This is a genomic window from Streptomyces sp. NRRL S-31 (genome assembly GCF_000718775.1).
GTDB lineage: Bacteria > Actinomycetota > Actinomycetes > Streptomycetales > Streptomycetaceae > Streptomyces.
On sequence record NZ_JOCB01000134.1, the window covers coordinates 1 to 19,347 of the forward strand.

A 19,347-nucleotide genomic window follows, 5' to 3' on the forward strand; every position below is an offset into this window, starting at 1 on the left:
GAAACGCCCGGTTACATTCCGAACCCGGAAGCTAAGCCTCACAGCGCCGATGGTACTGCAGGGGGGACCCTGTGGGAGAGTAGGACGCCGCCGAACAATCTTTGGAGGACCTCTGGTCCCAGCGTTCAGCTGGGACCAGGGGTCCTTTTGTTTTTACAATGCTTGCGGTACCGAAGACAGGAGTCACCATGTCCACCAACTCTCCCGACGACCGACCGGAGCGCGACCAGCGGCGACGGGACAGTGGTGACCGGGGTGACCGTGGCGGATACCGCCGCGATGACCGAGGTGACCGTCCCTCCTTCCGCCGGGACGACGACCGGGGCGGCTACGGCCGGCGCGACGACAACCGTGGCGGTGGCTACGGCCGCCGTGACGACCGGCGCGATGACCGCCGTGACGATCGTCGCGGTGACGACCGTGGTGGTTTCCGCCGTGATGACCGTCGTGACGACCGGGGTGACCGGCGTGATGACAGCCGTGGTGGCGGTTTCCGCCGTGAAGGCGACCGGGGTTCGCGTCCGGGCTTCCAGCGGGACGACCGCCGCGACGACCGAGGAGAGCGCCCCTCGTCCTTCCGCCGGGACGACGACCGCGGCGGCTTCCGTCGCGACGACAACCGCGGCGGTGGCTACGGCCGGCGCGACGACCGTCGTGACGACCGGGGTGACCGGCGTGATGACAGCCGTGGTGGCGGTTTCCGCCGTGATGACCGCCGCGACGACCGTCGCGGTGACGACCGTGGGGGCTTCCGCCGTGACGACCGCCGTGACGACCAGCCGGGACGGACGGGACAGCCGGGACAGTCGGGACGACCGCCGTGGCGGTGGCCGGTTCCGCGATGACCGGGACCGGGACCGCGACCGCGACCGGGAGCCGATCAAGCGGCTGCCGATCCCGGAGGACGTCACCGGCGACGAGATCGACAAGGATGTCCGGCAGGAGCTCCAGAGCCTGCCCAAGACGCTCGCGGAGGACGTCGCCCGGAACCTGGTGATGGTCGCCCGGCTGATCGACGAGGACCCCGAGGGCGCCTACGGCTACGCCAAGGTGGCCCTGCGCCTGGCGTCCCGCGTGGCCGCCGTGCGGGAGGCCGCCGGGTTCGCGGCGTACGCGAACCAGAAGTACAGCGAGGCCCTCGCCGAGTTTCGCACCGCCCGGCGGATGACCGGCAGCGTCGACCTGTGGCCCGTGATGGCCGACTGCGAGCGTGGCCTCGGCCGGCCGGAGAAGGCGCTGGAGATGGCCGGTGCCCCGGAGGTGCAGCGGCTGGACAAGGCCGGACAGGTGGAGATGCGGCTCGTCGCCGCCGGTGCCCGGCGTGACATGGGCCAGCTGGACGCGGCGATCGTGACCCTCCAGAGCCCGGAGCTGGCCTCCAACTCGGTGCAGCCGTGGACCGCGCGCCTGCGCTACGCCTACGCGGACGCCCTGCTGGCCGTCGGCCGGGATCACGAGGCACGGGAGTGGTTCGCGAAGGCCGTGGAGGCCGACCGGGACGGCAGCACGGACGCCTCGGACCGGCTCGCCGAGCTGGACGGCGTGGAGTTCGTCGACGCCCTGTCCGAGGACGCGCCCGAGGACGCGCCCGAAGAGGCCGATGACGCCGATGACGCCGAGGCGGTCCACGCGGACGAGAAGGCGGAGAAGGCCGAAGAGGCTGCCAAGGAAGAGAAGGCCGAGAAGCCCGCCGACGGCGTGTCGGAGGCCGCGGACGGCGACGACCAGGACTGACGCCGGTCACACGAAAGAGGGCAGACCCCCCGCGGGGTCTGCCCTCTTTCGTGTGCGTCCGGCGGCCGCCCGCTCAGATCTCCAGCGCGCGCAGCACCAGCCCCGAGGCCGGTTTCGGGCCGAACGACGTCGACTTGCGGGGCATCGTCACGCCCTGCCGGGCCAGGTCGCGGACGACCTCCTCGCGGACGGGGTGCATCAGGACGGCCGTACCGCCGTCGCGTTCCGCCTTCTCCACTGTCGCGGCCGTGTCGTGTATGTACGCGATGTGGGCCGGGGAGTCCTCCGGGATGCGCCAGACGTGCTCCAGCAGCGTGGCGTGCAGGACCGTGGCGTCCAGGGAGCGCCAGGCGGCCGGGCGGTCCGCCGGGACCGTCCGGGCCAGCAGACCCGGGTCGGGGCGGTCGAGCAGGTGGAAGGCGCCGTCGCCGGCCAGCAGGAAGGAGTTGCCCGCGCGGGACGCGTCCGCCAGGGCCGCCAGGGCGTCCGGCAGGGGCACGTCGAGACGGCGTACCCGGAACAGGCCGTCCACCGCGGCGAGCGCGTCCGCGACGGGCAGGCCGTGCAGCAGCCGGTGGATGGCGCGGACCCGCAGCGGATAGCGGGCGGTGTCCACCAGCAGGACCAGGCCGTGGTCCCAGGGGCTGGGGGAGGGGTGTTCCGCGCGCAGCCGCCGGTAGGTGGCCCAGCGGTGGTGGCCGTCGGCGATCAGGGCCTGACGGCCTGCGAGGTCGGTCTGGATGCGGATCAGGTCGTCGGGGTCGGTGACGGACCACAGCCGGTGCCGGAAGCCGTCCTCGGTGGTCGTGGCCAGCAGCGGCGGTCGCTCGGCCGTGCGCTCGACCACCTCGGCCGCCGCGCCGTCGCCCCGGTAGGTGAGCAGCAGCGGCTCCAGGTTCGCGCGGGTGGCGCGCATCAGGGCCGCGCGGTCGGCGACCACGGGCGGCATGACGTCCTCGTGCGGCAGGACCACGCCCTCTGCGGGCTCCGAGACCCGCAGGGTGCCGATGATCCCGCGCTGGAGCATGCCGTCGCCGTCCCGCTGCTCGTACACGTACAGGCCGGGGTCCGGGTCGGCGACGAGGATGCCCTCGGCCAGCCAGCGGCGCAGCGTGTCGGCTGCCTGCTCGGTCTGGGCGCTCGGGGTGCCGGCCTGGGGCAGGATCAGCCGGACGATGTTGTGCGGATCGGCCGACTGGAGGTGGTGCAGGCCGTCGGGCCGTACGACGACGTCGTAGGGAGGGGAGGTGACGGAGGCCAGGCTGCCGACCCGGTCGGGGTCGTACCGGAGACCTCGGAACGGGATGAGTTCCAGGCCGCGGTGCGTCGTTGCCTCCGAGTGACCTGCTGTCTTCATCCCGGCATCGTACGTGCGTCGGTGGCATGCGGGATGATCGAGGGAAAGGCGAGTCGACGAGGAGCGATGCGGACATGAGCCAAGGCGTCAGGACGAGGCCCGAGGACAGTGGGCGGCCCCTGAGCGAGGCGTACGACACGGCGCTGCTCGACCTGGACGGGGTGGTGTACGCGGGCGGGGACGCGATCGCGCATGCGGTCGACTCGCTGGCGGCGGCCCGGTCGGGCGGCATGCGTCTCGCGTACGTCACCAACAACGCGCTGCGGACCCCGGACGCGGTGGCCGGACACCTGACGGAGCTGGGCATACCGGCGGCGGGGGACGACGTCATCACCTCCGCGCAGGCCGTGGCGCGGCTGATCAGCGAGCAGGTGCCGGCCGGGGCGCGGGTGCTGGTGATCGGCGGCGAGGGGCTGCGGGTGGCGCTGCGCGAGCGCGGCCTGACCCCGGTGGAGTCGGCGGACGACGACCCGGCGGCCGTGGTGCAGGGCTTCGGCGGCCCGGACCTGCCGTGGAGCCGGTTCGCGGAGGCGTCGTACGCCGTCCGGCGCGGCGTGCCGTGGTTCGCGTCGAACACGGATCTGACGATTCCCAGCGGGCGGGGCATCGCGCCGGGCAACGGCGCGGCCGTGGAGGTGGTGCGGATCGCGACCGGCGCCGAGCCGCAGGTCGCGGGCAAGCCGCTGCCCCCGATGCACCGGGAGACGATCATCCGCACCGGCGCCGAGCGCCCGCTGGTGGTCGGGGACCGGCTGGACACGGACATCGAGGGCGCGTTCAACGGCGGGGTCGACTCGCTGCTGGTGCTGACCGGGGTCACCGACGGGGCGCAGCTGCTGGCCGCGTCGCCGCGGCACCGGCCGACGTACGTGGACGCGGACCTGCGCGGGCTGCTCACCGGGCAGCCGGAGGTCGGCGCCGAGGGCGACGGCTTCCGCTGCGGTGGCTGGACGGCGACGGCCGGTGCCGACCGGCTGGAGGTGGCGGGCGACGGGGAGCCGCTGGACGGGCTGCGGGCGTTGTGCGCGGCGGCCTGGACGGCGGCGGGCGACGGCTCCTGCGCGCTGGACGGGGCGAAGGCGCTGGCCCGGCTCGGTTTCTGACGCCCGGACACGGCCCGGGGATCGTAAACCGAGGCGAGGGTAGGCTAACCTAACCTCGTGTTGGTCGACAGTCCTCCGGAACCGCGCGCGGAGACCGCACCCGCGCCCCCAACCCGTCGAGCGGTCAGGGCCCTTGGGCTCGTGCTCTCGGTCGTGCTGCTGCTGCTCGTCGCCCTGGCGAGCATCGCGATCGGGGCGAAAGGGCTGTCACGGGACCAGGTCTGGCACGGCCTCTTCCACGACTCCGGGACCTACGGCGACGTGGTCGTGGACGAGCGGCTGTCGCGCACGGTGCTCGGGCTGCTGGTCGGCGCCGCGCTCGGCCTCTCGGGTGCGGTGCTCCAGGCGCTGACCCGCAATCCGCTGGCCGACCCCGGGCTGCTCGGCATCAACGCGGGCGCCTCCGCCGCCGTCGTCACGGCCATCACCTACTTCGGCGTCACGAGCCTCACCGGCTACGTGTGGTTCGCGTTCCTCGGCGCCGCGGCGGTCGGCGCGCTGGTGTGGTTCCTCGGCGGCAGCCGGGGCGCCACCCCGGCGCGGCTGGCGCTCGCCGGCACCGCGATCAGCGCGGCCCTGTACGGCTACCTCCAGGCCGTGATGATCATGGATGGCGCGGCCCTGGGCAAGATGCGCTTCTGGACGGTGGGTTCGCTGGTCTCGGCCGGCCACTCCACCATCGTCCAGGTGCTGCCGTTCCTCGCGGTCGGCACGGTCCTCGCGCTCGCGCTGGCCCGGCCGCTGAACGCGGTGGAGATGGGCGACGACACCGCCCGCGCCCTCGGCGCCAACCTCGACCGCACCCGCGCGCTGGCCATGCTGGCCGCCGTGGTGCTGAGCGGTGCCGCGACCGCGGCCTGCGGGCCGATCGTCTTCGTCGGTCTCATGGTGCCGCACGTCGTGCGCTCCTTCACCGGCCCCGACCTGCGCTGGATCCTGCCGTACGCCACGGTCCTGGCGCCCGTGCTGCTGCTCGGCGCCGATGTGATCGGCCGGGTCGTGGCCCGCCCCGCCGAACTCCAGGTCGGCATCGTCACCGCGATCATCGGCGGGCCGGTCTTCATCTTTCTCGTACGACGGCGGAGGACGGCCCAGCTGTGAAGACCCACTCCAGGAGCCGTGCCGTACGCACCCCCGGCGGGCTCTCCCTGCGCCTGGACCCGCGCTCCCTGATCGTCGTCGTCCTGCTGCTGGTCGCCGCCTGCGCCGCCGGGGTCGCCCTGATCGGCACCGGCGACGCGAAGATCCCCGTGGCCGACGTGCTGCGGACGCTCGCCGGGAACGGCACCGCCTACCAGGACTTCATCGTCAACGAGCTGCGGCTGCCGCGGGTCCTCGTGGGCCTGCTGGTCGGTGCCTCGCTCGGCCTGGGCGGGGCCCTGTTCCAGTCCGTCTCCCGCAACCCGCTCGGCAGCCCGGACGTGCTCGGCCTGTCGCAGGGGGCGACGGCCGGCGCGCTGGTCGTGATCGTGCTGCTGTCCGGCAGCGCCTCCCAGGTGACCGCGGGCGCGCTGGCGGGCGGCCTGGGCACCGGTCTGGCCATCTACGCGCTCGCCTGGAAGCGGGGCGTGCACGGATACCGGCTGGTACTGGTCGGCATCGGCGTCAACGCGGTCATGACCGCGGTCAACGGCTACCTGCTCACCAAGGCCGACCTGGTCGACGCGACCCGCGCGGTGGTGTGGATGACCGGCTCGCTGAACGGCCGGGACTGGGACCAGGTCCGGCCGCTGCTCGCGCTGTGCGCCGTCCTCGTCCCGCTGGTCCTCGCCAACGCCCGCGGCCTGCGGATGATGGAGATGGGCGACGACGTCTCGTACGCGCTCGGCGTGCGCGTGCAGCGGGTGCGGCTGCTGCTGATGATCGCCGCCGTGCTGCTCACCGCCGCCGCCACCGCCGCCGCGGGCCCCGTCAGCTTCGTCGCGCTGACCGCACCGCAGCTCGCCCGCCGGCTGACCCGCTCGCCGGGGCCCAACCTGGTGCCCTCCCTGTGCATGGGCGCGGCCCTGCTGGTCGCCGCGGACTGGGCCTCCCAGCGCGCCTTCGGCGCCGACCAGCTGCCCGTCGGCGTGGTCACCGGCGTCCTCGGCGGCGCCTACCTGCTGTGGCTGCTCGTCACCGAGCGGCGGGCGGGACGGATATGAGGCGCGCCCACGGTCCCGGCCCGCGCGGCACGAACCCGAACACCCCGAGGAGCACTGTGAACCGCCTGTCCGCCGAGAACGTCACCCTCTCCTACGACCAGCGGGTCATCGCCGAGCAGTTGTCGGTGGAGATCCCCGACCACTCCTTCACGGTGATCGTCGGCCCGAACGCGTGCGGCAAGTCGACGCTGCTGCGGGCGCTGTCGCGGATGCTCAGGCCCAGCCAGGGCCGGGTGCTGCTGGACGGGCAGGCCATCCAGTCGATGCCCGCGAAGAAGGTCGCGCGGACCCTCGGCCTGCTGCCGCAGTCGTCCATCGCGCCCGACGGCATCACGGTCGCCGACCTGGTAGGCCGGGGCCGTTACCCGCACCAGGGCCTGCTGCGCCAGTGGTCGGCGGAGGACGAGCGGGTGGTCCGGGAGTCGATGCGGCAGACCGGCGTGGCCGAGCTGGCCGAGCGGTACGTGGACGAGCTGTCCGGCGGACAGCGGCAGCGCGTGTGGATCGCCATGGCGCTCGCCCAGCAGACCCCGCTGCTCCTCCTGGACGAGCCGACCACCTACCTCGACATCCAGCACCAGATCGACGTCCTCGACCTCTGCGCCGAACTGCACGAGGAGCAGGGCCGGACGCTGGTGGCGGTGCTGCACGACCTCAATCACGCCGCCCGCTACGCCACCCACCTCATCGCGCTGCGCGGCGGCACGGTGATCGCCGAGGGCGCCCCGAACGACATCGTCACGGCCGAACTGGTCGAGGAGGTGTTCGGGCTGCGCTGCCAGGTCATCGACGACCCGGAGACGGGGACCCCGCTGGTGGTGCCCGCCGCGCGCAGGGCCCGCGCGGAGCGGGTCGCGGCGGCCTCCTGACCGGGGCGCCTACAGCAGCTTGCGGAGCCGGAAGAGATCCAGCAGGCTCGCCTCCAGCCGCACCCGGCGCGAGCCCCAGGCGGTCGCGAAGTTCAGCTCGCCGCCCACCAGGGCCACCAGGTCGTCCCCGGCCATCGCCAGCCTGATCTGCGCCTTCTCGCGCGGCGGGCCGGGGCGGGTGGCGTCCACCTCGATCCGGCCGCCGGTCATCCGGCCGGCGAAGGTGACGTCCAGGTCGGTGATGTGGCAGCTCACCGAGCGGTCCAGCGCGGCGGCCGCGCGCACATCGCCCTCGGCGCCCCGCATGTTGTCCGAGAGCTTCTCCAGTGCGGCGCGGCACTCCTCGATCGTGGCCATCGCCCCCGACGGTACCGCAGCGGTTCGCGGTAGCGTCTGGGCATGAGCGAGTCCGTGACCGAGGCCGGTACCGTCGCGCAGGCCGGGCCCGAAGGCGATCCCGAGCCCGCCGGCGACCCCGCCGCACCGGCCCCCCTGAACGTCCCGCGCACCCCCACCGGCGACGCCGGGGTCGACGCCCGGCTGGACCGGCTGGCCGACGCCGACCACCTCGCCACCGACGGACACGTCGAGGTGTACGAGGATGTACACAGGGGGCTGCGCGACGCGCTCACCGCGCTCGACGCCCGCCCGGGACCTCCGGCGCCCCCCTCACCGCACGGGAACAGGAGCTGAACCGAACGTGGCAGGAGTCGCACGCCGCCGTCTCGACGCGGAGCTGGTCCGCCGGAAGCTCGCCCGCTCGCGCGAGCACGCCAGCCAGCTGATCGCCGCCGGACGGGTCACCGTCGGCAAGACCGTGGCGACCAAACCGGCCACCCAGGTGGAGACCGCCGCCGCGATCGTCGTCCAGGCCGACGACGGCGATCCCGACTACGTCTCCCGGGGCGGGCACAAGCTCGCCGGCGCGCTGGCCGCCTTCGGGTCGCGCGGGCTCGTGGTCGAGGGCCGGCGCGCACTGGACGCGGGCGCGTCCACCGGCGGCTTCACCGACGTCCTGCTGCGCGCGGGCGCCGCCCACGTCGTCGCGGTGGACGTCGGCTACGGCCAGCTCGCCTGGTCTCTCCGGCAGGATGAACGCGTCACCGTCAAGGACCGTACGAACGTACGCGAGTTGACGCTCGAGGCGATCGACGGGAAACCTGTGGACCTTGTCGTGGGCGATCTGTCCTTCATCCCGCTCGGGCTGGTGCTGCCCGCCCTCAAGCGGTGCGTGACGCCGGAGGCCGATCTGGTGATGATGGTCAAGCCGCAGTTCGAGGTGGGCAAGGAGCGGCTGGGCAGCGGTGGTGTCGTACGGAGTCCGCAGCTGCGGGCGGAGGCCGTGCGGGGTGTGGCCGAGAAGGCGTGGGAGCTGGGGCTCGGGGTGCGGGAGGTCACCGCGAGTCCGCTGCCCGGGCCCTCGGGGAACGTCGAGTACTTTCTCTGGCTGCGGGCGGGGGCACCCCGGGTGGACCCGGCCGACGTCGACCGTGCAGTGGCGGAGGGGCCGCGTTGACACAGAACCTGGCGCGTACTGTTTTCCTGCTCGCCCACACCGGGCGGCCCGCGGCGATCCGCAGTGCGGAACTCGTCGTCAAGGGCCTGCTGCGGCATGGCATCGGGGTGCGGGTGCTGGAGGAGGAGGCGCGCGACCTGCCGCTCCCGGACGAGGTGCGCCTCGTCAAGGAGGCCACCCCGCAGTGCCTGGACGACTGCGAGCTGCTCATCGTCCTCGGCGGTGACGGCACGCTGCTGCGCGGGGCCGAGTTCGCTCGGGCCTCCGGGGTGCCGATGCTCGGCGTCAACCTCGGGCGTGTCGGGTTCCTCGCGGAGGCCGAGCGGGACGACCTCGACCGCGTGGTGGACCGGGTGGTCGCGCGGTCGTACGAGGTCGAGGAGCGGATGACCGTCGACGTCGTCGTGCACCGCAACGGGGACGTCGTGCACACCGACTGGGCGCTGAACGAGGCCGCCGTGCAGAAGGCCGGCGCCGAGAAGCTGCTGGAAGTCGTCCTGGAGATCGACGGGCGCCCGGTGACCGGGTTCGGGTGCGACGGAGTGGTGCTCTCCACACCGACCGGGTCCACCGCGTACGCGTTCTCCGCCGGGGGGCCCGTGGTGTGGCCCGAGGTGGAGGCGCTGCTGATGGTGCCGATCAGCGCGCACGCGCTGTTCGCCAAGCCGCTGGTCACCTCGCCGGACTCGGTGCTCGCCGTGGAGGTCCTGCCGCACATCCCGCCCGGGGTGCTGTGGTGCGACGGGCGGCGGACGGTCGAGCTGCCGCCCGGGGCGCGGGTCGAGGTGCGACGGGGGGCCGTGCCGGTCCGGCTGGCCCGCCTGCACCATTCGTCGTTCACCGACCGGCTGGTCGCGAAGTTCGCGCTGCCCACCACCGGCTGGCGGGGTGCGCCGCACCACTCCTCGGAGTGACACGGGCGGGCCATGTGCGCTCGCCGCCCCACACCTCGTATGGTCTGTTCCGTGTTGGAGGAGATGCGGATACGGTCGCTCGGGGTGATCGACGACGCCGTCGTCGAGCTGTCGCCGGGGTTCACCGCCGTCACCGGTGAGACGGGTGCGGGCAAGACCATGGTGGTCACCAGCCTGGGGCTGCTGCTCGGCGGCCGGGCGGACCCGGCGCTCGTGCGGATCGGGGCGGAGAAGGCGGTCGTGGAGGGACGGGTCGCCGTACCCTCCGGCGCCGCCGCCGTCGTACGCGCCGAGGAGGCCGGGGCCGAGCTGGACGACGGTGCCCTGCTGATCAGCCGTACCGTCTCCGCCGAGGGCCGCTCCCGGGCGCACCTGGGCGGACGCAGCGTGCCCGTCGGGCTGCTCGCCGAGCTGGCCGACGACCTGGTGGCCGTGCACGGGCAGACCGACCAGCAGGGGCTGCTGAAGCTGTCCCGGCAGCGGCAGGCGCTGGACCGGTACGCGGGCGAGGCCGTCGCCGCGCCGCTCGCGGCGTACACGGAGGCGTACCGGCGGCTGCGGGCCGTCTCCGCCGAGCTGGAGGAGATCACCACGCGCGCGCGTGAGCGGGCGCAGGAAGCCGACCTGCTGCGGTACGGGCTCGACGAGATCGCCGCCGTGGAGCCCCGGGCCGGCGAGGACGCGGAGCTGGCCGAGGAGGCCGAGCGGCTGGGGCACGCCGAGGGGCTGTCGTCCGCCGCGACGGTCGCGCACGCCGCTCTCGCGGGCAACCCGGAGGACCCCGAGAGCATCGACGCCTCGACGCTCGTCGCGGGCGCCCACCGGGCCCTGGAGGCCGTGCGGTCGCACGATCCGGCGCTGGCCGCGCTCGCCGACCGGATCGGGGAGATCGGCATCCTGCTCGGCGATGTGGCGGGTGAGCTGGCCGGATACGCCGACGACCTCGACGCCGACCCGCTGCGGCTGGCCGCCGTGGAGGAGCGCCGGGCCGCGCTGACCGCGCTGACGCGCAAGTACGGCGAGGACGTGGACGCGGTCCTCGCCTGGGCCGAGCGGAGCGCCGCCCGGCTCGGCGAGCTGGACGGCGACGACGAGCGGATCACCGAGCTGACCGCCGAGCGCGACGCGCTCCGCACCGGACTGGGCGCCCTCGCGCAGGCGCTGACGGACGCCCGGACCGAGGCCGCCGAGCGGTTCGCGGCGGCGGTGACCGCCGAGCTGGCCTCGCTGGCGATGCCCCACGCGCGCGTGTCCTTCGCCATCCGGCAGACCGAGGACCCGGAGGGCGTCGAGGTCGACGGCCGGACGGTCGCCTACGGCCCGTCGGGCGCGGACGAGGTCGAGCTGCTGCTCGCCCCGCACCCGGGCGCCCCGCCGCGGCCCATCGCCAAGGGCGCCTCCGGCGGTGAGCTGTCCCGTGTGATGCTCGCTGTGGAGGTGGTGTTCGCGGGTACCGACCCGGTGCCGACGTACCTCTTCGACGAGGTCGACGCGGGCGTCGGCGGCAAGGCCGCGGTCGAGATCGGCCGGCGCCTGGCGAAACTCGCCCGGACCGCGCAGGTCGTCGTGGTCACCCACCTGCCCCAGGTGGCCGCGTTCGCCGACCGGCAGCTGCTGGTGGAGAAGACCAACGACGGCTCCGTCACCCGCTCCGGCGTGAAGGTGCTGGAGGGCGAGGACCGCGTCCGCGAGCTGTCCCGCATGCTGGCGGGCCAGGAGGACTCCGAGACGGCCCGGGCCCACGCCGAGGAACTGCTGGCGACGGCCAGGGCCGACCTCTAGGCCCCGTTCTCCCGCGCCTAGGGTGGCGGGGTGATCGATACGCGCACGTTCCGTTCCCTGGTCCTCGCCGCCGCCCTCACCCGGACCGGCCAGGCGCTGCTGCGCGTCGGACCGCCCGGCGGGCGGGAGCGCTGGGAGCGGCGGAACCACGCGGGACGGACCGTGGGGTTGTACGCCGGTCCCGCCGCGGCCCTGGGGGCGGCGGTCGCGGCGGGACGGGCGCACCCGGCGGCCGGGTTCGCGGTGCTGGCCGCCGGCGCCTGCGGGGCGTACGACGACGCCGCCGGGGACCACCGGCGGGGCTTCCGGGCGCATCTGGGCGCGCTGCGGTCCGGGGAGGTCACCAGCGGGGCCGTGAAGCTGTTCGGGATATCGGCCGCCGCTCTGGTGGCGGGGTCCCGGATGAAGGAGCGTCCGCTCGACAGGCTGCTCGCCGGCGTCGTCATCGCGGGCTCCGCCCACCTCGTCAACCTCCTCGACGTACGGCCCGGGCGGGCCGCCGGGGCGGTGCTCGCCCTCGGTGCGCCGGGACTGGTGCGCGCGGGGACCGGGGCCGAACTGGCCGCCGGCGCGCTGGGGGCCGCGGCCGCCGTGCTCCCGGACGACCTCGGCGAGCGCGTGATGCTCGGGGACACGGGGGCGCACGCCCTCGGCGCCGCGCTGGGGGCGGCCGTCGTGGCGGGGAACCGGCGCGCGGGACTGCTCGCGCACGCCGTCGCCCTGGTCGCCGCCGCCCGCCACGGGGACCGGCTGAGCGCCTGGGCGGGCGCCCGCGTGAGCGGCTGACCTCGTGCTCTTCCCGCGCCCTCCAGGCGGCCGCGGCGAAAATCGTCTCACCCGTGTGGGTGATGTGCTCCGGCGCATTGCCCCGGCCCGTCGCACGGGGCGCCCCGCCGGATGTCTGTGAACGGCCGTACGGCCTGGCATGCTTGACGGGGAACGCGGGGCGGGCGGCGGGTCCGGAGGGTCCGTGCGGGAGGCGCGCGGGGTACGTCCACCCGCCCTCGTCGGCCCGCTACCTTCTGTACGTTTCCCCGTGACCACCCCCGCGTGAACCAGGAGCCCCGGCCCCGTGAGCCCCGTGAGCAGCAACGCACCGCACGGCCCGCGGCCGCTGCGCACCGTGCAGGTGCTCGGCGGGGGCAACGCCGGCAGCAGCGCCCACGTGCGCTCCCTGGCCGAAGGACTGGTGGCGAGGGGCGTACGCGTCACCGTGTGCGCCCCCGCCGAGGCCGATCGCACCCACGACTTCTCCGGGACCGGCGCCGACCACGTGCACGTGCCGCGCAGCAGCGACCCCGTCTCCGTGGCCGCGCTCCGCACGGCCTGCGCCCACGCCGACCTGGTGCACGCGCACGGCCTGCACGCCTCCTTCCGGGCCGTGCTCGCGCTCGGCGGGCGCACCACTCCGCTGGTGGTCACCTGGCACGACCGCCCCCACGAGCGGGGGCCGCGGGCGCAGCTGCTGCGGGTGCTGGAACGGCGGGTGGCGAAGACCGCGGCCGTGGTCCTCGGCACCAGCCCCGACCTGGTCGACCTCGCCCGGCGGACCGGCGCGCGGGACGCCCGGCTCGCCGCCGTCGGCCTGCTCCGCCGGCGCCGGTCCGGCGGACTGCTCGACGTCGTCGGCCATGACGACCCCGACCGGCTGCGGCCCAAGGCCCGTGCCGAACTCGGCGCCATCGGCCGCCCGTTGCTCCTCGCGGCCGGCCCCCTGGACCGGCACCGCGGCCACGACGTCCTGCTCGACGCGGCCCGCGCCTGGCGGGACCTGGACCCGGTGCCCCTGGTGGTGGTCGCCGGGGAGGGGCCGCTGCGAGCGGCGCTGCAACGGCGGATCGAGGACGAGGAGCTGCCGGTGCGGCTCATCGGGCGCCGCGAGGACGTGCCCGAGCTGCTCGCCGCCGCCGACCTGGCCCTGCTGACGAGCAGCAGGGAGTCGCGGTCCGCTTTCGCCCAGGAGGCGCTGCACGCGCGCGTGCCACTCGTCGCGACCCGGGTGGGCGGCACCCCGGACCTCGTCGGCGACGCGGCCGAACTCGTCCCGTACGGCGATCCGGCGGCCCTCGCCGACACGGTCCTGCGGCTGCTCGCGGACCCCGAGCGGTGCGAGCTGCTGCGGGAGCGCGGCACCCGGCAGACCGCTACCTGGCCGACCGAGGACCAGACCGTCGCCCAGGTGCTCAGCGTCTACGACGAACTGACCCAGCCCCGGCCGCTGCCCTGAAGCGGACTTGCCGGGTCCTGTCGTCGAACTCCCGCCCTCCGGGCGACGACGCGAATTGTCAGAATGCCCTAGGGGACGTGGCGGCGGGCGCGCAGGGCCAGGCTGAGGGCCAGCACCGTCTGCGGGTCGTCCAGGTCGGTGCCCAGCAGCTCGCCGATGCGGGCCAGGCGGTTGTACAGCGTCTGGCGGTTGAGGTGCAGTTCGCGGGCGGTCTCCGCCTTGCGGCCGGCGTGCGCGAGATAGGTCTCCAGGGTCGGCAGCAGCGGCGGCCGGGAGCGGCGGTCGTGGTCGCGCAGCGGGCCGATCGCGCGGTCCACGAAGGCCGCGAGGTCGGGGTGGTCGCGCAGCCGCCACAGCAGCAGGTCGATGTCGAGGCGCCGGGCGTCGTACCAGGGCCGGTCGGGCAGGCCCTGGGCCGCGGTCGCCGTCTCCGCCGCGTGCCGCAGCCCCGCCGAGGCCGCCGCCCAGCCGCCGGCCACCCCGACGACCACCACCGGCGGCGGCGAGCCCGGCCGCCGCATCCCGGCCCGCTCCACGCCCGCCCGCAGCGCAGCCGCCACCCGGTCCGCGACCGCCGCCCGCTCCGGCTCCGAGCGCAGCCCCAGCAGTACCGGCACCCGGCCCTCCACCGGCCGCACGCCCAGCAGTACCGGCACCCCCACCGCGGCCAGCTCCTCGGAGACCGCCCGGGCCAGCACCGCCCAGCCCCCGCCCGGGGGCAGGCCGTCGCCGATCCGCATCACCACGGGCAGCAGCGGGCCGTCACCGGGCTTGAAGCCGAGGACCCGGGCCTGCGCCGGGGCGTCCTCCGCCGTGATCCGGCCCTCGGCGAGATCGGTGAGGAAGTCGCCGCGCCCGCGCGCCGCAAGCTCCTCCTCCTGGCGGGCCTGCATCAGCACCACGGCGAGGATGCCCGCGGCCCGCTCCGCGGCGATCCGGTGCACCGGCGCCAGCGGGGAGCGCACCGGCAGCAGCACCAGCCGGGCGCGTACCGAGCCCGACGTGCCGGGCTTGCCGCCCGGCACGTCCACCAGCACCGACCCGGCGGGCGGCGGGGCCTCCCTGTGCGGGCCGCGCAGCCCCTCCCACACCTGGAGCGGGTCCGCGCCCTCGGGCCCCTCCCCGGCGGCGTACAGCAGCCGGCCGTCGGCCGTCTCCAGGAAGACCGGGTTGCCGCTGAAACCGGCGAGGATGCCCAGCACCTGCGGCACCCCGCCGCCGCCCAGCAGGGCCTCGGTGCAGCGCCGGTGCACCTCCTCCGCGCGCTGGAGCAGCGCGTAGTGGCCGTTGACGATCTCGGTGTGGATCTCCTCGGTCACCGTCACGAACGGCACCTCGCGGTGCAACTGGACCAGTGGCAGCCCGGCCGTCCGGGCCGTGTCCACCAGCGTGGCGGGCAGCCGGGCGAAGCGCGGGCCCAGCTCCACCACCAGGGCGGCGATCCCCCGCTCGGCCAGCGTCCGCACGAACGCCCGCTGCTCGGCCGGCCGGGTGCCGAGTCCGTAGCCGGTGGTCAGCAGCAGCTCGCCGCCCTTGAGCAGGGAGGCGATGTTCGGGACCTCGCCCGCGTGCACCCAGCGCACGGTGCGGCCGAGCCGGTCGGCGCCCGCCAGGACCTCCGGCAGCCCGCTGCGCAGGCCGGGCAGTTCCAGGGCCCGCTGCACGGTGATCCCGGCGCCCTGGGTGTCGAGTCGGTGGTCCGTACGGCTGTCCATGCGGCGACGCTACCTGCGACGACGCCGCCGGGACAGCTCCCGGTCAGACCGGCCGGATGTTGTGGTTGAAGCGGAACACGTTGTCGGGGTCGTACCGCCGTTTCACCTTCTCCAGGCGCAGGGTGTTCCCGGCGCCCAGGCCCGCCCGTACCCGCTCGGGGCCCTCGTCGCCGACGAGGTTGAGGGGCACGTCCCCGGTGCTCCACGGCCGCAGGGCGGCGCGCACCTCCCGCACCCAGTCGGCCGCCCGCTCGTCGTCGGCCGGGTCCGCCCAGGCCGCGGACGGGTGCGCGGTGAAGGCGGCGTCCCGGTGGGCCAGCGGATACTCGTGCGGTCCGGCGGCGACCGCCCCGCCCTGTGGGAACAGCGTGTGCCGGGAGCCGGTCGGCACCGGCATGGTGTCCGCGCGGGCGCAGAAGGCGTCCACCGCCTCCTCGGGCAGCCCGGTCAGGCACTCCGCCGACCAGTGGCCGCGCAGCCCGGGCGGGGCGTCGAACAGGCACTGCGCGTCGGCGTACGGCAGGTCACCGGCCAGCTCCGCCAGGTGCGGCAGCGCGAGCAGCGGCGCGGCGAGCGTCCGCAGCTCGTCCGCGCCGCCCGCGTACGTCAGCAGCACCGCGCACAGCAGGGTGCCCACCCGTTCGCGCGGTACGAAGTCCACGGGCGGGCCGGTCAGATACAGCACGGCGCCACCCAGCGCGTCGGGGCCGCCGCGGACGACGTCACGGAAGGCGCGGACCGCCGCCGGGCCGGACGCCGGCGGACACAGCAGCAGCACCACGGAGAACCGCGGCAGTTCGTGCAGTTCCAGGGTGAGCGCGGTGGCGATGCCGAAGTTGCCGCCCCCGCCGTGCAGCGCCCAGAACAGCTCGGGGTTCTCGTCGGCGTTCGCGTGCACCCGCTCGGCGTCCGCGGTCACCAGCTCGATGCCGAGCAGGTTGTCGGCGGCCAGGCCGAAGGCGCGGTCCAGCCAGCCGGTGCCGCCGCCGAGGACGAAGCCGGCGACGCCGGTCGTCGAGGCCCGCGCGCCGGTGGTCGCGAGACCGTACGGCTGGGTGGCCCGGTCCAGGTGGCGCATCGTGGCGCCGCCCTCGACCCGCACCGCCTCGGCCGGCGGGTCGACCGCGACCCGGTGCATCCGGCGCAGGTCCACCACGAGCGCGCCGTCCCCCAGCGCCGTACCGGCCACGCCGTGGCCGCCGCCGCGCACGGCGATGCGCAGGTCCAGCTCCCTGCCGAAGCGCACGGCCCGCACCACGTCGGCCGCGTGCGTGCAGCGGGCGATCACCGCCGGCCGCCGGTCGATCCGCGCGTTGAACACGGCGCGGGCGTCGTCGTAGCCCGCGTCGCCCGGGGCGAGCACCTCGCCGGCCAGGTCCTCACGGAGCGCGGCGAGGGCCCGGTGCGCCGTGCAGAAGGGCGCCATGGCGTCCCCTTCCCGCAGGGGTCCACCTCCCAGCGTAGGCGGACCCGCCCGCCGACGACCCGGGCCCGCGAACCTCCTGGCTAGCCCCCGTAGGCGCCGGACGCGGTCAGTCGCAGCGCGGTGTCGATCAGCGGGACGTGGCTGAACGCCTGCGGGAAGTTGCCCACCTGGCGCTTCAGCCGCGGGTCCCACTCCTCGGCGAGCAGACCGAGGTCGTTGCGCAGCGCGAGGAGCTTCTCGAACAGCTTGCGGGCCTCGTCCACCCGGCCGATCATCGCCAGGTCGTCCGCCATCCAGAACGAGCAGGCCAGGAAGGCGCCCTCGTCGCCGGGCAGACCGTCGACACCCGCGTCCGCGCCCTCCGTGGGGTAGCGCAGGATGAACCCGTCCGGGGTGGACAGCTCGCGCTGGATCGCCTCGATCGTGCCGATCACCCGCTTGTCGTCCGGCGGCAGGAAGCCCATCTGAGGGATCAGCAGCAGCGAGGCGTCCAGCTCCCGGGAGCCGTACGACTGGGTGAAGGTGTTGCGCTCCTCGTCGTAGCCCTTCTCGCACACGTCCCGGTGGATGTCGTCGCGCAGTTCCTTCCAGCGCTCCAGCGGGCCGTCCGCGTCGCCCGACTCGATCAGCTTGATCGTGCGGTCCACCGCGACCCAGGCCATCACCTTGGAGTGCACGAAGTGCCGGCGCGGGCCGCGCACCTCCCAGATGCCCTCGTCCGGCTCCTGCCAGTGGTCCTCCAGGTAGCGGATCAGCTTCAGCTGGAGCAGGGAGGCGTAGTCGTTGCGGGCCAGACCCGTCATGTGACCCAGGTGCAGTGCCTCGGTGACCTCGCCGTACACGTCCAGCTGGAGCTGGTGCGCGGCGCCGTTGCCGACCCGGACCGGGGCGGAGTCCTCGTAGCCGGGCAGCCAGTCCAGTTCGGCCTCGCCCAGCTCGCGCTCGCCGGCGATGCCGTACATGATCTGGAGGTTCTCCGGGTCGCCGGCGACCGCCCGCAGCAGCCACTCGCGCCAGGCGCGGGCCTCCTCGCGGTAGCCCGTGCGCAGCAGCGAGGACAGGGTGATCGCCGCGTCCCGCAGCCAGGTGTAGCGGTAGTCCCAGTTGCGCACGCCCCCGATGTCCTCCGGCAGGGAGGTGGTGGGCGCGGCGACGATGCCGCCGGTCGGGGCGTAGGTGAGCGCCTTCAGGGTGATCAGCGAACGGACCACCGCCTCGCGGTACGGCCCGTGGTACGTGCAGTGCTCGACCCACTCGCGCCAGAAGTCCTCGGTCGCCTCCAGGGCGCCCTCCGGCTCCGGCAGCGGCGGCGGCTCCTTGTGCGAGGGCTGCCAGGAGATGGTGAACGCGATCCGGTCACCCGGGGCGACGGTGAAGTCCGCGTAGGTGGTCAGCGACTTCCCGAAGGTCTCGGCCTCGGTGTCGAACCAGACGGAGTCCGGTCCGGCGACGGCCACCGTGCGGCCCTCGTGCTTGTGCACCCACGGCACCACCCGGCCGTAGGAGAAGCGCATGCGCAGGGCCGAGCGCATCGGCACCCGGCCGGTGACGCCCTCCACGATCCTGATCAGCTGCGGGGCGCCGTCGCGCGGGGGCATGAAATCGGTCACGCGGACCGTGCCGCGCGGGGTGTCCCACTCCGACTCCAGGATCAGCGAGTCGCCGCGGTAGCCGCGCCGGGCGGCCACGGGCGGCTTGGCGTCGGCGGCGTGCGCCGGGCCGAGCCGCCAGAAGCCGTGCTCCTCGGTGCCCAGCAGGCCGGCGAAGATGGCATGCGAGTCGAAGCGGGGCAGGCACAGCCAGTCCACCGTGCCGTCCCGGCAGACCAGCGCGGCGGTCTGCATGTCTCCGATGAGTGCGTAGTCTTCGATGCGCCCGGCCACGTGCAACTCCAGTCGAACGGCCACGTCACGCCCCCGCGCAGGGGGCTGTCGCTTAGTGCGGTCAAGGGAAGGGTTTTGTGTGTCGTTGAGCGGTGAAGCAAAGCAGCCCGCCGAGCCCTGAGGCAAAACGACAGTCCTTGCTCAACGAACTGCCGCGCTCTCGTTGTTCCGGGTGGTACAGGCGGGGGTGTGCCGTCGTTCCGGCCGGGCTCGGCAGTGAGTGTCCGAGCAGGATACGACGCACGTAGATGATGTGCGCGCCGCTCCGGGCAACCGATGTGGGCCGAACGAGTGAGCGCCGGGTGACGACCGTGTGTCCGGGTGGGGCGAAAGGTGACACGAGTGACACGGGTGGGTTCGTGCTGTGCCCAGACGAGCGCGGAGCGTGGTCGGAAGCCATGTCGTCCAGGCGCTGATACCCTGGTAGCCCGTGGACCGGTGGGAGACGAACCCCCGAACCGCAGCGACGGCACCCCCGGAAGTCTCCGGACGGGCGGCCGCACCGCATCACAGACAGCGACCACGGGAGCCCCCTCTTGGCCATGACGCCCAATTCCACGACGACCAAGCACATCTTCGTCACCGGGGGTGTCGCCTCCTCGCTCGGCAAGGGTCTGACCGCCTCCAGCCTGGGCATGCTGCTCAAGGCCCGCGGACTGCGTGTCGTGATGCAGAAG

17 protein-coding genes and 1 rRNA gene are annotated in these 19,347 nt (G+C 74.5%); 13 read left to right on the forward strand and 5 right to left on the reverse strand.

Annotated features, from left to right (window positions below; all coding sequences use genetic code 11):
- Both rrf and IF37_RS0135235 read left to right on the forward strand, forming a co-directional pair.
- Nucleotides 1–96 (forward strand): 5S ribosomal RNA (gene rrf, locus IF37_RS41070); the annotation flags it as partial.
- Nucleotides 97–888: 792 nt separating this feature from the next.
- On the forward strand, nt 889–1,734 hold the full coding sequence (locus IF37_RS0135235; protein ID WP_079166030.1) for a tetratricopeptide repeat protein: 846 nt from the start codon (nt 889–891) through the stop codon (nt 1,732–1,734).
- Nucleotides 1,735–1,807: 73 nt separating this feature from the next.
- Here IF37_RS0135235 and IF37_RS0135240 read toward each other — a convergent pair whose 3' ends face one another.
- Nucleotides 1,808–3,091 (reverse strand): DUF1015 domain-containing protein, encoded by a 1,284-nt coding sequence (locus IF37_RS0135240; protein WP_030752543.1) that lies wholly within the window; start codon nt 3,089–3,091, stop codon nt 1,808–1,810.
- Between the two features lie 74 nt (nt 3,092–3,165).
- Between IF37_RS0135240 and IF37_RS0135245 the strand changes: the two genes are divergently transcribed.
- Genes IF37_RS0135245 through IF37_RS0135260 form a run of 4 tightly spaced genes read left to right on the forward strand, consistent with a single transcriptional unit; the run spans nt 3,166 to nt 7,207 of the window.
- Nucleotides 3,166–4,194: an HAD-IIA family hydrolase gene (locus IF37_RS0135245; RefSeq protein ID WP_030752546.1), complete on the forward strand. Its 1,029-nt coding sequence runs from the start codon at nt 3,166–3,168 to the stop codon at nt 4,192–4,194.
- A 57-nt stretch (nt 4,195–4,251) separates the two neighbouring features.
- Entirely contained in the window at nt 4,252–5,295 is a 1,044-nt protein-coding gene (locus IF37_RS0135250; protein WP_030752549.1) for an iron ABC transporter permease, read from the forward strand.
- Nucleotides 5,292–6,338: an iron chelate uptake ABC transporter family permease subunit gene (locus IF37_RS0135255; RefSeq protein ID WP_030752550.1), complete on the forward strand. Its 1,047-nt coding sequence runs from the start codon at nt 5,292–5,294 to the stop codon at nt 6,336–6,338. Before IF37_RS0135250 ends, IF37_RS0135255 begins: the two co-directional genes overlap by 4 nt.
- Nucleotides 6,335–7,207: an ABC transporter ATP-binding protein gene (locus IF37_RS0135260; RefSeq protein WP_173457094.1), complete on the forward strand. Its 873-nt coding sequence runs from the start codon at nt 6,335–6,337 to the stop codon at nt 7,205–7,207. Before IF37_RS0135255 ends, IF37_RS0135260 begins: the two co-directional genes overlap by 4 nt.
- Before the next feature lie 9 nt (nt 7,208–7,216).
- Here IF37_RS0135260 and IF37_RS0135265 read toward each other — a convergent pair whose 3' ends face one another.
- On the reverse strand, nt 7,217–7,564 hold the full coding sequence (locus tag IF37_RS0135265) for a sterol-binding protein (RefSeq protein ID WP_030752555.1): 348 nt from the start codon (nt 7,562–7,564) through the stop codon (nt 7,217–7,219).
- A 42-nt stretch (nt 7,565–7,606) separates the two neighbouring features.
- Here IF37_RS0135265 and IF37_RS0135270 point away from each other — a divergent pair, with 42 nt between their 5' ends.
- From IF37_RS0135270 to IF37_RS0135295, 6 genes are all read left to right on the forward strand, one after another.
- Nucleotides 7,607–7,900 (forward strand): hypothetical protein, encoded by a 294-nt coding sequence (locus IF37_RS0135270; RefSeq protein ID WP_030752559.1) that lies wholly within the window; start codon nt 7,607–7,609, stop codon nt 7,898–7,900.
- Nucleotides 7,901–7,907: 7 nt separating this feature from the next.
- Nucleotides 7,908–8,723, forward strand: a complete 816-nt coding sequence (locus tag IF37_RS0135275; RefSeq protein ID WP_030752562.1) for a TlyA family RNA methyltransferase — start codon at nt 7,908–7,910, stop codon at nt 8,721–8,723.
- The gene (locus IF37_RS0135280) at nt 8,720–9,637 is read left to right on the forward strand and encodes an NAD kinase (RefSeq protein ID WP_030752565.1); all 918 of its coding nucleotides are present in this window, start codon (nt 8,720–8,722) and stop codon (nt 9,635–9,637) included. Before IF37_RS0135275 ends, IF37_RS0135280 begins: the two co-directional genes overlap by 4 nt.
- 39 nt (nt 9,638–9,676) lie before the next feature.
- On the forward strand, nt 9,677–11,419 hold the full coding sequence (gene recN / locus IF37_RS0135285) for a DNA repair protein RecN (protein ID WP_030752570.1): 1,743 nt from the start codon (nt 9,677–9,679) through the stop codon (nt 11,417–11,419).
- 30 nt (nt 11,420–11,449) lie between these two features.
- Complete coding sequence (locus tag IF37_RS0135290) at nt 11,450–12,205, forward strand: hypothetical protein (RefSeq protein WP_030752572.1); 756 nt, start codon at nt 11,450–11,452, stop codon at nt 12,203–12,205.
- A 286-nt stretch (nt 12,206–12,491) separates the two neighbouring features.
- A complete protein-coding gene (locus IF37_RS0135295) occupies nt 12,492–13,646 on the forward strand; it encodes a glycosyltransferase family 4 protein (protein WP_030752574.1) in 1,155 nt (384 codons plus the stop codon).
- Between the two features lie 68 nt (nt 13,647–13,714).
- Here IF37_RS0135295 and IF37_RS0135300 read toward each other — a convergent pair whose 3' ends face one another.
- From IF37_RS0135300 to IF37_RS0135310, 3 genes are all read right to left on the reverse strand, one after another.
- Nucleotides 13,715–15,361, reverse strand: a complete 1,647-nt coding sequence (locus IF37_RS0135300; RefSeq protein WP_030752576.1) for a PucR family transcriptional regulator — start codon at nt 15,359–15,361, stop codon at nt 13,715–13,717.
- A 43-nt stretch (nt 15,362–15,404) separates the two neighbouring features.
- Entirely contained in the window at nt 15,405–16,787 is a 1,383-nt protein-coding gene (locus tag IF37_RS0135305) for an FAD-binding oxidoreductase (RefSeq protein WP_030752581.1), read from the reverse strand.
- 80 nt (nt 16,788–16,867) lie between these two features.
- Nucleotides 16,868–18,670: a glycoside hydrolase family 15 protein gene (locus IF37_RS0135310; protein WP_030752584.1), complete on the reverse strand. Its 1,803-nt coding sequence runs from the start codon at nt 18,668–18,670 to the stop codon at nt 16,868–16,870.
- Nucleotides 18,671–19,212: 542 nt separating this feature from the next.
- On the opposite strand from IF37_RS0135310, the gene IF37_RS43015 reads away from it, so the two are divergent.
- A partial coding sequence (locus IF37_RS43015) for a hypothetical protein (protein ID WP_158727440.1) occupies nt 19,213–19,347 on the forward strand: 135 nt, incomplete at its 3' end.